The sequence below is a fragment of the Streptococcus sp. 2018037 genome (genome assembly GCF_019754195.1).
GTDB classification, from domain to species: domain Bacteria; phylum Bacillota; class Bacilli; order Lactobacillales; family Streptococcaceae; genus Streptococcus; species Streptococcus hashimotonensis.
In genome coordinates this window covers 1-12,120 of record NZ_JAIJZQ010000040.1, presented here as the reverse complement: position 1 = coordinate 12,120, position 12,120 = coordinate 1, and the positions used below count along the sequence as shown (strand labels likewise).

The following is a 12,120-nucleotide window of genomic DNA, read 5'->3' as shown; positions in this document are numbered from 1 at the left end:
TAGCCTTGGCCACCTAGCCTAACAGCTTCAAACCTGTTATCAAATGAAATCATCAACTTACTCAAACATAGTGAAACATCTAATTCTTGACTAAGGTAAGGTGGCTAACTTCATTATAGAACTTTCAAACTTTTATTTCAGGATTCTTCATTACTTATTTTTTTATTTGAGTTAACCATCAACGAATTTTTTTCTAATATCCTTGTAACTCTCGAATTATTTTTTGACAGTCAGCAAAACTCTGTCCGCTTATCAATTTTCCATATTTTCAAATCGGTCATTGATTAAATTTTTTCGATAATCTCTCAGGAGCCCCCTTAACATCAGCAACTCATCATTACCCAAGCTCGGTGTTTGAATCAGACCATAAATATCTTCATGGAGGAGACGATCAAATTTACGTTTTTGACTTTCCTATTTACGAATTATAGCCTTGATATGGTTTCTAAATTTAACTTTGGAAGTAGCAATGTAGCCTACCTAAGTTTCAAACTTCAAACAAACCGTTTCAAATTCCATAACATAGTCTCCCTTAGTTAATTGTTTTAGTTTATAAAAAAATACTGTTTTTTGCTTACTTACTTGGTGGGAGTTAGGTCTCTTTTACTGTTAGCGATGGCCATTTCTTTTTCCACTGTTTTTTAAGAATTCTTTGTCGATACAATTCCATACGATTAGGATCCGCTAAGAAATGTGGTGTTGGTCGTACTTGGTAGGCATAAATGTCATCCAATCCAAAAGGAGCAAATATTTCTAGTTTATTTCTTTCTGTTCGACAAATACCTATCGCTGTGCATCTTTCTGGAAATTTTTCAATCGCATCCCTTGATGATTGATACGGTTTAGTATTCGGACTATGGATATGCATATACACTTGATTTTTTAATTCCCATCGATAGGCTGGATAATTTTGATATAAATCGCTTTCTATTTCCATTGTCTCTTCATAAGAAATATTTTCATCAAAAAACACGAGATCGACATCTGTTTCTTCATCAAAACTGTATTGATTCCAAATGAAATTACGGATAATTCCCGCACAGAGCCAGCAATCTGATAAATTCAGTCTATCCATTATGTCTAATATGTCCAAAATATTTTTATCAGCCAGTAGATGCCTCTCTAATTCCTCACTCAGCCTCTTATTTCTTTCTGTAAAACTATCTTTCATCTGGCCTCCCTTTTGATTTTCAGGCTCATGATAAAAAGGTCCACTGGACCTTAATTCGCTTTCTTGTTTTCAGGCTCATGATAAAAAGGTCCACTGGACCTTAATTCGCTTTCTTGTTTTCAGGCTCATGATAAAAAGGTCCACTGGACCTTTTTATTCCTCTTCCATAAAGCTGTTGAAGACTTCTTCAATCATATCCCATTCTGCTGTTGCGTCTTCTGGGATAGGTTGCAAATCGCCTTCTGTGCCATTCTCATTCTCAATGTATGAGTAGGCTTGGATTTCAACTTCTCCGTTCTCATCTTCTTCTGCACTTGCAGGAATCAAGAGAACATAGTTCTTACCAAACTCTTCTTGACCGTCAATCGTCAATAAGATTTCAAAAAGTGTTTCATTACCTTGGTCGTCTACCAAAGTAATCAACTCACGTTCGTCGTGATTGTGGTCGTGTTCATGGTCATGATGATGTGCCATTAGAATCTCCTTTAAAATGTTCTATCTAAATAATTTTGTAAAATCAGCTGAGCTGCTAATTTATCAATAACTTTCTTGCGTTTTCCTCGGCTGATATCCGCTTGCTCAATCAGCATCCGTTCTGCTGCAACAGTTGTTAAACGTTCATCCTGATAATCAACTGGAAGTTTATAACGCTCAGTCAATAAATCACCGTAAGCTTGACTAGCTTCCACACGTGGACCACTAGTATTATTCATGTTCTTTGGCAAGCCTACAACAAATTTATCAACCTTGTACTGTTCTACAAGTTCGGTCAAACGCTCCAGACCGAATTCGCCCTTTTCTTCATCGATTGGGATGATTTCCAACCCTTGGGCCGTGAAACCTAACGGATCTGAAATGGCTACACCAACTGTCTTGGAACCGACGTCTAATCCCATTATTCTCATTAGAGGTCAATCCCATTCCCTTTCAAATAGTAGCGCACCAATTCTTCAATGATTTCATCCCGTTCATGCTTACGAATCTGATTGCGGGCATCATTATAGCGAGGAATATAAGCAGGGTCCCCACTTAATACATAGCCAATGATTTGGTTAATCGGATTATAACCCTTTTCCTCCAGCGAACGATAAACACTAGTCAATGTCTTGCTGATTTCTTGTTTATCTGTATCATCTAGACGAAAACGAACGGTTTCTTCAGTAAATCCCATACTTACACCTTCTTTCCCTATTTTTTACATTATATCACAAATTTTAATTATTCTCAAAAAATGCGCAAAAAGAACCCCAAAAGAGTCCTTTTGTACATCTTATAGAGCTGCTCTCATACGAGCTTGAGCATTTTCAACATTGCGCACTGCACGTGGCAAGAAAGCGCGTATATCATCTTCTTTATAGCCCACTTGAAGTCGTTTCTCATCAATCAAGATTGGACTCTTCAAAATACGTGGGTTAGAGGTAATTAAATCAATGACCTCATTCACACTCAACTCTTCAATATCAAAGTCCAGACTCTTTGCATAACGGTTTTTTGATGATACGATACTTGCAATACCATTCTCTGTTTTTGTTAAGATGTTTAGGATTTCTTCCTTAGTAATGGCTTCCTTCGCAAGATTATGCTCATTATAAGATAATTGGTGAGCATTTAACCAATTTTTCGCTTTCTTACAAGAAGTACAACTAGATACGGTATAAATTTTAATCATGTAGTCACTCCTTTGCTACATTTTATTAAGCACATTATAGACTATTATATCATAAATTCCCTCGGTCTGCAGACCTATTTTTTAAAAAAACTTTAAATTTTGGGGTAAAAATTCGGTTTTTATTAGAAAAAAGCCTGGAATTTCCAGACTTTTTCGTGCTTATACTAAACAACTTCGCACACACCTATAACAGATAGGCATCAATAGTTCAATATTAAATCTATTTTGTTAGGAATTAATCTTCTAATTCAATACCGCCATCAAGATCTAGGATAACATCTTGGATCTCTTCCGCAACAACAGGAGCTTCTTCGGTCGCAACCTCTTCAACTCCATCTGCTTCAATTAAACCATAATGAACACGAATCTTGCGGTCAATTTCATCAAAGATTGCCGGATTATCTGCTAAGAATTTCTTAGCATTTTCAGAACCTTGGCCAATTTTTTCTCCATTATATGAATACCAAGCACCTGCTTTTTGGATGATGCCGAGGTTGCTACCAATCTCAATCAATTCACCTGTGCGAGAAATTCCTTCACCGTACATGATTTCAACAACAGCTTCTTTAAATGGTGGCGCCACCTTGTTTTTCACAATCTTCACCTTGGTTTCCTTACCAACGTTTTGATCTTTCTTGTCGCCTGTTCCTTTGATTTGTGTGTTTCCACGAACATCCATACGGACAGATGCATAGAATTTAAGCGCACGTCCACCAGGTGTTGTTTCAGGGTTACCAAACATGACACCGACTTTTTCACGCAACTGGTTAATGAAAATGGCTACTGTTTTTGTTTTGTTGATGGATGCACCGAGTTTGCGCATGGCCTGACTCATCATACGAGCCTGCAAACCAACGTGGCTATCACCAATATCACCGTCAATTTCTGCACGTGGTACAAGGGCTGCAACCGAGTCAACAACAACCAAATCAACAGCACCAGAGTCAATCAACTTACCAGCGATTTCAAGACCCTGCTCTCCTGAGTCTGGCTGTGACAAGAGCAACTCATCAATATTGACACCAAGAGCTGCTGCATAGGCTGGATCCAAGGCATGCTCCGCATCGATAAAGGCAGCAATACCGCCATCTTTCTGAGCTTGAGCTACTGCATGAAGGGCAACAGTTGTCTTACCTGAGCTCTCTGGACCGTAAATCTCAATGATACGCCCCTTCGGATAGCCACCCGCTCCAAGCGCAATGTCGATTGACAAGCTACCTGAACTCATGACTTGAACTTTTTGCTCAGCACGCTCACCAAGACGCATGACAGCACCCTTACCAAAATCTTTTTCAATTGATTTTAGGGCATCATCCAGCGCTTTTTTACGCTCATCGCCAAATTTCTTTGTAATATCTTCTAATTTTTTTCCTGGTTTCTTAGCCAATGATTTTCTCCTCTTTTCTTAGTCAAACTATTATAGCAAATATCTGCTATTTCACAAAGTGTTTCGTACAAAATCCCAGGCCTGCAAACAAGCAAGCTGGCGAAGGTATTGCCACGAATAACCACCTAAATCTATCTCTTTTTTGGAAATACCCGAGGTCGTAGCCAAAGTGAGATATACTTTTGCAAGTACGTTGTCCTCTGTTGATTCCGGTTTGATAAGCACAGACACAGCCAAACCTAAATCAGCTTGCAGCTCCTGCCGAATGCAGTCAGCTTCCTCTGATAGCCTGCCCGATTCTGTCCCTAGCTGACCGATGACTTTCCCTCCGCTAAAATACGGCTGATCAGCCAAAGCCAAACTCAATTCAGCTTGCAAGAGACCACCTGTCCCCTGTTCGACGATGACTATAGTTTGTTTTTTCTCTATCAAACAAGACGCTACCATTTTGACCAAACTATTGTCCTCTCCGTAGGCATAGAAATAGTCTGCCAGTTTGTCATGTTGTAAGATTTCTTCTTCCAACTGATTCAAACGTAGATTTGCTTCTTCTTGGCTGGTCGCTTTGGTGGACAAGCGTAAAGTCACCTCTCCAACCTTAGCATAGGGTGCTAGAGTTGGGTCTGTCTGCTTGTCAATCAAGTCCGCCAAAACAGTTACCAACTGGCTTTCACCAATGCCAAAAAAGCGTAGGACACGCGAATAAAGTTGCTGCTGAGATTGGGACAGTAAAGGCAAGAGACTCTCAGAAAACATGGCCTTGAGCTCACTTGGTGGACCAGGCAAAACAATATAGGTTACACCATCTTGCTCAATCATACCACCAACAGCTAAACCAGCTGGATTCGGTAGCGCCTGACTTCCCTCCACAATCTGTGCCTGACGCTCATTATTTGGTGTGCGAACACGACCTGGTCGACTGGCAAAGAAACGGTCTAATTTTGCTATAGCCTTTTCATCAAAGACCAATTTTCTACCTAAGAAGGTCGCCAGGGTCTGCTTGGTCAAGTCATCCTCAGTTGGACCAAGTCCTCCACAGAGAATGACCAAGTCGCTCCGCTGACGGGCTACTTCCAGTACAGATAGAAGCCGCTGTTCATTATCTCCAACAGCTGTGTGGAAATAAACATCAATTCCCAGCTCTGCACATTTCTCCGAAAGGAACTGAGCATTGGTATTAACGATTTGGCCTGTCAAAATCTCCGTCCCAACGGCGATTAGTTCTGCTTTCATATTCCTCCTCTGTCTAGGGTGCGATTGCTCGCTCATCTAATTAGTTCGTAATTTCTTTCCAATCTCACAAGTTTCTTCATGTTCATTCAACAGACCTGCTGCCTGCAAATAAGAATAAATACAGACAGGACCTACAAATTTGAAACCTCGCTTTTTCAAATCTTTTGAAATACGCTCAGACAAGTCGTTCTTGGTCGGCAATTCTCGGAAGGACTTGACAGGGTTATCGATAGATGTAAAGTGAACCCATTCCCAAAGATAGGTATCAAACGTGCCGAATTCCTCCTGTACTCGAAGAAAGGCCTGGGCATTAGCACGGGTAGCGTACAGCTTTGCCTTGTGGCGAATGATGTTGGGATTGGCAAGAAGACCGTCTAACTCGCTATCTGTCATGGTCGCAACCTTTTGAATATCATAGTTGAAAAAAGCAGAGCGAAAAGCCTGGCGTTTATTGAGAACAATTTCCCAGGAAAGTCCTGCTTGGTAGGATTCCAAGCAAAGCAACTCAAACAAAGACTGTTCATCGTGAAGTGGCTTGCCCCATTCTTCATCATGGTAAGCAATATAGAGTGGATTATTTAGATTAACCCAAGCACAACAGGACATAGAAACTCCTTTTCGTGAATAACTAAAGTGCGAATCAGGATAAACTGACTGAAACACGACTACGATACTTTGTAAAATTGTCAAACTGAATCCTAAATATCAACGAATAACGCAGTTGACATCTGGCAAGAGGCGTCGTTAAAACTCGCCTCTTACCTAGCTGTCATTGCGGAGGTCTCACAACGAAATTTCTAACAAAATTTCTGTTCGGCCGTCTATTTTGCTTTGTATCGCTTAACGCCTTAGTATCCTATCACTTCATCAACATTTTAAGGGCTGACTTGATGTAGTTTTCTGCGGTGTCGTTGGTGCCGTCGAAGAATTTCTTGATTTTCTTGAGTTCGGCTGGTCGGTAGCCAAGAGCTTCCATGGCTTCCATGGCTTCTTCGAGGGCGATATTTTCACTGGATGGTGCTACTTGTTGAACAGGACCCGCTTCTTCGCTCATGACAAACTTGCCTTCCAGGTCCAAAATCATCTGCTGGGCTGTTTTCTTGCCGATCTTCGGAAACTTGGTCAGATAGGTAATATTTTTTTGCTCAATGGCACGAACAAGCCCATCATTATCATCGACAGCAATAATAGCCAGAGCCGTTGTCGGACCAATACCTGATACTGAAATCAGACTCAGAAAGACGGATTTTTCATTTTCTGTAGCAAATCCGTAGAGCAGATGAGCATCTTCACGAATCACCTGATGAGTATAGACAGTCACTTCTTGCTGGACTTGTCCTGAATAGGCGTAGGGATTCGCAACCTGCAAGATATAGCCTACTCCATGCGTTTCTACCACAATATATTTTGCAGTTATTTTCGTTAAAATTCCTTTGATATAGTCGTACATATACTTCCTTTACTAATGTGTCAACTTTTTCAACTATGTTAATACTTGCCCAATTCACGCAAACTTGTATGATTTTCCTGAATGCGACGGAACATTTTTTCCATGTCCGACTGGCTAAAATGCACTAAGACTGGGCGACCGTGCGGGCAGTTATAGGGATTTTGGCAGTAAGACAGTTGTCTCAATAAATCACGCGCCGAATAATCATCCAAAGCATGGTTGGCCTTGATCGACCGTTTACATGACATCATGATAGCCAGTTCTGCCCGATACTGCTTGATTGACACCTGATCCGTCAAGAGCAACATGTCGCACATCTCATAGATGCCGGACTCAATCTCCTCTTCCTTCATCCAAATAGGATGTTCACGCAGAATAAATTGATTAGCTCCATATTCTTCTAAGTTGACACCAACTTGACGGAGGGCATCCATTTTGTGGACAAGGTTAAGGGCATCATTCTGCGGAAATTCAAAAATATACGGCACCAATAACTGTTGAGCTGAATTGTCAACCTGTCCAATTTTCTCACGATAGTATTCGTATTTGACCCTCTCTTGTGCGGCATGCTGGTCAATGATATAAAGTCCTGTCTTGCCTTGTGCAAATAAATACGTCCCATGCATTTGACCAAAATATTCTAACTCTGGAAATGTCGATGTTTCCTCCCGGTCTAATTTATCTGCCAGTTTTGCCAATTCTTTTGCACTTAGATTAGGATGCTCCTGATCTTCTGATTCCACCGACTGACGTTCTGCAAATTGAACGGATGTAGGTTTATTTTCGACAGGCGACTCAACAATCTCTTGCCTATCCTCTTCGAGAGGTTTGACATCCTCAGCGACCACGTCTGGTTTTAAGAAGAAGTCTTGCTTAATCGTATCATAATAGATTTTTGGCTCTTTGAGTGGTAAGGTGCCTTGCTCTGCTTTTACTTTTGGTCGAGTACTTGACTGAGCTAAATTCTCAAGAGCATCTGGTATCAAGTCCTGCTCTTTAAGCGCTTGACTAATCGCCTCTCGAATCAAGGTCATGAGTTCTTTTTCCTTGGAGATGCGAACTTCCTGCTTGGTCGGATGCACATTGACATCAGCCAAATAAGGATCAATCTCAATAGAAATCACCGCCAGCGGAAAGCGTCCAACCATCAACTTACTACCATAACCTTCCAAAATCGCTCGATTAAGCAAAAAATTCTTGATATAGCGACCATTGATGAAAATGGAAATGTAGTTGCGGTTGGCACGAGTCAACTCTGGCAAGGAAACGTAACCTGAAATCTGAAAATCCAGGTCTTCTGCCTCAATTTCAACCATTTTTTTGGCAGAAGCAATCCCATAAATCCCTGAAATTGCCTGACGAAGTTTCCCTGTCCCTGCAGTTCTAATTAATTCTCGTCCTTCGTTTACTAAGGCAAAAGCTATTTCCGGATGAGCTAGACTCAATCGATTTACAACATCAACAATATGTGATAATTCAGCCTGTTGACTGCGAACGTATTTGAGACGAGCAGGGGTATTGTAAAATAAATCCGAAACAGTAATCTGTGTACCAACTGGACGACTAACGGGCTCCTCTTTCTCGATGACACCACCCTTGGCCTCCAAATGAAGTCCGTGTGCAAAGTCTGCCGTAGCTGTCTCAATAACCATATGACTGACAGAAGCAATGGAAGGCAGAGCTTCTCCACGAAAACCGAGGGTGCGAATACGAAACAAATCCGATTGACTTTTTATCTTACTGGTGGCGTGACGGCGGAGGGCAAGTGCTACTTCATCAGGGGCAATCCCCTCACCGTTATCCGTGATTTGAATCATTTTAAGGCCAGCCTCTTCAACACTAATTTCAATCTGACTAGCCCCTGCGTCAATGGAATTTTCCACCAACTCCTTAACCACACTGGCTGGTCGCTCAATGACCTCACCAGCCGCAATCTGGTTGGCTAGTATTTCTGGTAGTTCAATAATATGTGACATCATTTCTCCTACATTTCTTTAATAATTTTTCCCGAATGCTTATTTTTCCATTATACCACATATCCACTTTCCCTACTTTTCCCAGATAGGCTAAAGAAAAAATGACTGCCTGAGCAATCATTCATTCTTTTGATAAATCGTAAAGTAATCCGTTGTCTGAACAGACTGGTACTGTGATTCTAAATTTGTCTTGATTTCATCTAGAATTGGCAAATTCTTATTGACGACTACAAATTTTGCCTCATTTTTATTGATGTCATACATCAAGCTATTTTTATTGTCGTCAGTATTCAGATAGGGTTCTGCTGTAGTAATCGTTGCGGCAGATAAACGTTGACTTGAAAGATAGATGCTTGCGCTATTATCCCAAACATAAATCTTATCCGAATCTTTCGTTTGTTCACCAATATAATCGACAACTTGTTCACGGTCAGTTCTCAAATCTCCCTGTATCAAATAAAGATAAGCAGGTTGAGCGATAATACCCAAGCAAATAGCTAATGGAAGGAAGAATTGACGACGCAAATACCCACGATGATCTTCTACATCCTCATCACGCAGGTAAACGACTGACATCGCAAAACCATACGGTAAAAGAAGAATGAGTTGGCTCCATTGAAAGTTTGCATTCCCGATAATAAAGACACATTGAACTAAGAAAGTCAATAATAGGAGAACTTTGATATAGGTATGTCTTCCTTGTTTGAAAGAAAACACCATTTGGATGAAACTTTTAAAGAATCCAGATAAGAGTAAGAATACAGACACAATCGCCACGGCTAAATATAGATAGGAATGGTGAAAGTCTAACTGTAAGTTATAAAGGAAAGTTTGTTGAATAGCTGTCCCCAGAATCTGCGCCTCAAAAGCATAATAACCTACCGCATATAGAATCAGAAGAAAACCAAAAATGGTCGCTAATAATTGATAGATTCCTCGAGTAACTTGGCGGTGTTGGATATTAAAAATAAATAAAACTAGACCTGCAACTAACCAAAGAATCAGACTTTTTGGGTAAATTAAAAATACCAATGCCGCATCGATTCCATAGAGGATAAATGCCTCATCACGCACTGCATTTTCAAAATAGCGGACCAGAAACCACACACTAGTCAAAAGAAACGGAAGAGCAAACATTTCTGCATACATCCCTCCAAAACCAAGTGCAAAAATAAATACATAGAACCAATGACTAGAACTTGTCGCTAGGTGTTCTGACTGACTAAAATAAGCTACAATCTTATAGAAATAGATTCCCACTATCAGTAACGCTATAAACTGGAGGATTCCAAAGATAATGAAAGTCCCTCCCAGATGACCTAAGAAAGCAAGTAAGTAGAATAATAACCCGCTTGTACCAAAGAAATCACCATAAGGGATTTGTCCATTTGCCATTGCCATCCCTGCATATAAATTTTGAGTTTGTATATTGGTTGCAAATGGCATTAGCAGTGGATTGGCTACGCTAAAAACACTTAAAACTAAACTCCAAACAAGAGCTGGCCAATACTTTGTCTTTAATACTCTTTCATGAAATTCACCATTCAGTTGCACTTGCTGTCTGCGTGATGCTCTACGACTACGCCGATAAGTTTCCTCAGGATGAGTAACTACGTCCGAAACTACATCTAATTCTGTCATTTTCTTCTCCTTGGATTTGCTTTCCTTATTATATCAAAAAGCACTCCCGATGTCATTTCCTATCGGGAGTTCTAGAAATTTTTGCAAACTGTTCTAACTGGCGAAAGGTATGGCGTTTGAGCTTTTCAAATTCCTTTAGAAATGCTATTTTTTCTGCATGTGTCATACCTATTTATTCGCAAAAAGATATTCATTTTTTAAAAAGCCGACGAACTTCTGAGATAAAGTAGAGAGAGCCTGTGACAATCAAAATACCTTGCTCGCTAGATTGCCAGTCTTCTATAAACTGCTGATAGTTCTCAACATAATCTCGTCCTTGTCGGTTTTCCTCAGACAAGGCACCATCATAAGCAAAGCTGGTTAATACAAGGGCAGTATGTGGTAATTTTTCGTCCAATAATTCCAGCATTTCTTGAAAGTCCTTGCGCCGAAGAGCTGAAAAAAGAATGGTGACAGGCACTTCTTGTTCCTGAATAAATTCAATCAGACGTTCTATGGCGGGGACATTGTGGGCTCCGTCCAAATAGATTTTTGGCTCTTGAGCAACCAATTCCAAACGACCAGGCCAGCTGGTTTGGGCAAGGGCCTGTTGAATCAACTGAGGTTGAATGTCTTTTTGAATACTTGCCATATAAAGCAAAAAAGTTTGCAAAGCTACGGCCGCATTCTCTTCTTGATGATGGCCTGCCAGACCCAGAACTAATTCCGACAGATTGATGTCCGTATTGCTGAACTGTCCTGCTTTATAGGTGAATTCCTGACCAAATTGGTAGACAGGTGCTTGTTTATCAAGGGCAATTTGGCGACAGATGGCTGTGGTTTCTGGACAAAGTGGTCCAAGGACGACAGGCACGTTTTCCTTGATAATCCCTGCTTTCTGCTCTGCTATTTCCCCTAAAGTCGAGCCTAATAAATCCTGATGGTCCATGCCGATGGAGGTGATCACGCTTAGGGCTGGTGCCACGACATTGGTCGTATCCAAAAGCCCTCCGATGCCGACCTCTACTAGTGCCACATCGAGCTGCTGGTCCTGGAAATAGAGGAACATAATGAGCACCATGACCTCAAAATAGCGGAAAGGCTCATAGCGAGCGGCGATTTCCTGCTCCAAGTCGTAGACTTTCTGTAAATAGTGCTGAAAATCATGGTCAGAAATGGGCTGGCTGTCGATACAAATCCTGTCGTGTACGCTCACCATGTGGGGTGACACGAAACTGCCGACACGCAAGCCATGTGCCTGAAATAGCTGGCGCATAAAGGCAATGGTCGATCCCTTGCCATTGGTTCCAGCGACATGAATGACCGGCACTGCAAACTGGGGATTTCTTAGCTGTTCTAGGGCATACTCAATCTTTTCCATCTTGTAATGAAACACCTGACCTTGCTTGGTGTTTAACCAATTTTCTAACATAGCCACCTCCTACATACTGTCTAGTATAACAAAAAAAGAGGCTGGACAAAAAAACCAATGTCATTAAGTTAAGCATTTAAGCAGCTAAAGAAACTATTCCCGTCTGAGCAGTTCATGACAAAACGGGAATAGTTTTTGTATTTAGGGCGCACAAAAAGGAAGGTTTTTAACCCAAATTTTTA

12 protein-coding genes are annotated in these 12,120 nt (G+C 40.9%); all 12 read right to left on the bottom strand.

The genetic code is table 11. The features are described from left to right. Nucleotides 1-592: 592 nt before the first annotated feature. Nucleotides 593-1,171: a nucleotidyltransferase family protein gene (locus tag K5Q29_RS10240; protein WP_105138819.1), complete on the bottom strand. Its 579-nt coding sequence runs from the start codon at nt 1,169-1,171 to the stop codon at nt 593-595. A 153-nt stretch (nt 1,172-1,324) separates the two neighbouring features. Beyond that, on the bottom strand, nt 1,325-1,645 hold the full coding sequence (locus K5Q29_RS10235) for a DUF1292 domain-containing protein (protein ID WP_002939343.1): 321 nt from the start codon (nt 1,643-1,645) through the stop codon (nt 1,325-1,327). Nucleotides 1,646-1,656: 11 nt separating this feature from the next. Next, nucleotides 1,657-2,076 carry a Holliday junction resolvase RuvX gene (gene ruvX / locus K5Q29_RS10230; protein ID WP_002939356.1) on the bottom strand — a complete coding sequence of 140 codons (420 nt, stop codon included), beginning with the start codon at nt 2,074-2,076 and terminating at the stop codon, nt 1,657-1,659. Beyond that, nucleotides 2,076-2,342, bottom strand: coding sequence for an IreB family regulatory phosphoprotein (locus tag K5Q29_RS10225; RefSeq protein ID WP_002939360.1), 267 nt, complete (start codon nt 2,340-2,342; stop codon nt 2,076-2,078). Before K5Q29_RS10225 ends, ruvX begins: the two co-directional genes overlap by 1 nt. Before the next feature lie 99 nt (nt 2,343-2,441). Then, entirely contained in the window at nt 2,442-2,840 is a 399-nt protein-coding gene (gene spx, locus K5Q29_RS10220; RefSeq protein ID WP_002939362.1) for a transcriptional regulator Spx, read from the bottom strand. Between the two features lie 235 nt (nt 2,841-3,075). Further along, nucleotides 3,076-4,227 carry a recombinase RecA gene (gene recA / locus K5Q29_RS10215; protein WP_011922545.1) on the bottom strand — a complete coding sequence of 384 codons (1,152 nt, stop codon included), beginning with the start codon at nt 4,225-4,227 and terminating at the stop codon, nt 3,076-3,078. 51 nt (nt 4,228-4,278) lie between these two features. Then, nucleotides 4,279-5,460 carry a competence/damage-inducible protein A gene (locus K5Q29_RS10210; RefSeq protein WP_105138818.1) on the bottom strand — a complete coding sequence of 394 codons (1,182 nt, stop codon included), beginning with the start codon at nt 5,458-5,460 and terminating at the stop codon, nt 4,279-4,281. Between the two features lie 36 nt (nt 5,461-5,496). Continuing rightward, nucleotides 5,497-6,066 carry a DNA-3-methyladenine glycosylase I gene (locus K5Q29_RS10205; protein ID WP_105138817.1) on the bottom strand — a complete coding sequence of 190 codons (570 nt, stop codon included), beginning with the start codon at nt 6,064-6,066 and terminating at the stop codon, nt 5,497-5,499. A gap of 253 nt (nt 6,067-6,319) precedes the next feature. Continuing rightward, a complete protein-coding gene (gene ruvA / locus K5Q29_RS10200) occupies nt 6,320-6,910 on the bottom strand; it encodes a Holliday junction branch migration protein RuvA (protein ID WP_024406764.1) in 591 nt (196 codons plus the stop codon). Between the two features lie 38 nt (nt 6,911-6,948). Next, nucleotides 6,949-8,886, bottom strand: a complete 1,938-nt coding sequence (mutL, locus tag K5Q29_RS10195) for a DNA mismatch repair endonuclease MutL (protein ID WP_105138816.1) — start codon at nt 8,884-8,886, stop codon at nt 6,949-6,951. A gap of 117 nt (nt 8,887-9,003) precedes the next feature. Next, nucleotides 9,004-10,527 (bottom strand): quinol oxidase, encoded by a 1,524-nt coding sequence (locus K5Q29_RS10190; protein WP_105138815.1) that lies wholly within the window; start codon nt 10,525-10,527, stop codon nt 9,004-9,006. A gap of 190 nt (nt 10,528-10,717) precedes the next feature. Then, a complete protein-coding gene (locus K5Q29_RS10185) occupies nt 10,718-11,938 on the bottom strand; it encodes a folylpolyglutamate synthase/dihydrofolate synthase family protein (protein ID WP_105138814.1) in 1,221 nt (406 codons plus the stop codon). Nucleotides 11,939-12,120 lie beyond the last annotated feature (182 nt).

Excerpts from the sequence above, each read along its gene's own strand:
- K5Q29_RS10240 (WP_105138819.1), bottom strand. The coding sequence starts at position 1,171 with ATGAAAGATAGTTTTACAGAAAGAAATAAGAGGCTGAGTGAGGAATTA.
- K5Q29_RS10235 (WP_002939343.1), bottom strand. The coding sequence starts at position 1,645 with ATGGCACATCATCATGACCATGAACACGACCACAATCACGACGAACGT.
- ruvX (WP_002939356.1), bottom strand. The coding sequence starts at position 2,076 with ATGAGAATAATGGGATTAGACGTCGGTTCCAAGACAGTTGGTGTAGCC.
- K5Q29_RS10225 (WP_002939360.1), bottom strand. The coding sequence starts at position 2,342 with ATGGGATTTACTGAAGAAACCGTTCGTTTTCGTCTAGATGATACAGAT.
- spx (WP_002939362.1), bottom strand. The coding sequence starts at position 2,840 with ATGATTAAAATTTATACCGTATCTAGTTGTACTTCTTGTAAGAAAGCG.
- K5Q29_RS10210 (WP_105138818.1), bottom strand. The coding sequence starts at position 5,460 with ATGAAAGCAGAACTAATCGCCGTTGGGACGGAGATTTTGACAGGCCAA.
- K5Q29_RS10205 (WP_105138817.1), bottom strand. The coding sequence starts at position 6,066 with ATGTCCTGTTGTGCTTGGGTTAATCTAAATAATCCACTCTATATTGCT.
- ruvA (WP_024406764.1), bottom strand. The coding sequence starts at position 6,910 with ATGTACGACTATATCAAAGGAATTTTAACGAAAATAACTGCAAAATAT.
- mutL (WP_105138816.1), bottom strand. The coding sequence starts at position 8,886 with ATGTCACATATTATTGAACTACCAGAAATACTAGCCAACCAGATTGCG.
- K5Q29_RS10190 (WP_105138815.1), bottom strand. The coding sequence starts at position 10,527 with ATGACAGAATTAGATGTAGTTTCGGACGTAGTTACTCATCCTGAGGAA.
- K5Q29_RS10185 (WP_105138814.1), bottom strand. The coding sequence starts at position 11,938 with ATGTTAGAAAATTGGTTAAACACCAAGCAAGGTCAGGTGTTTCATTAC.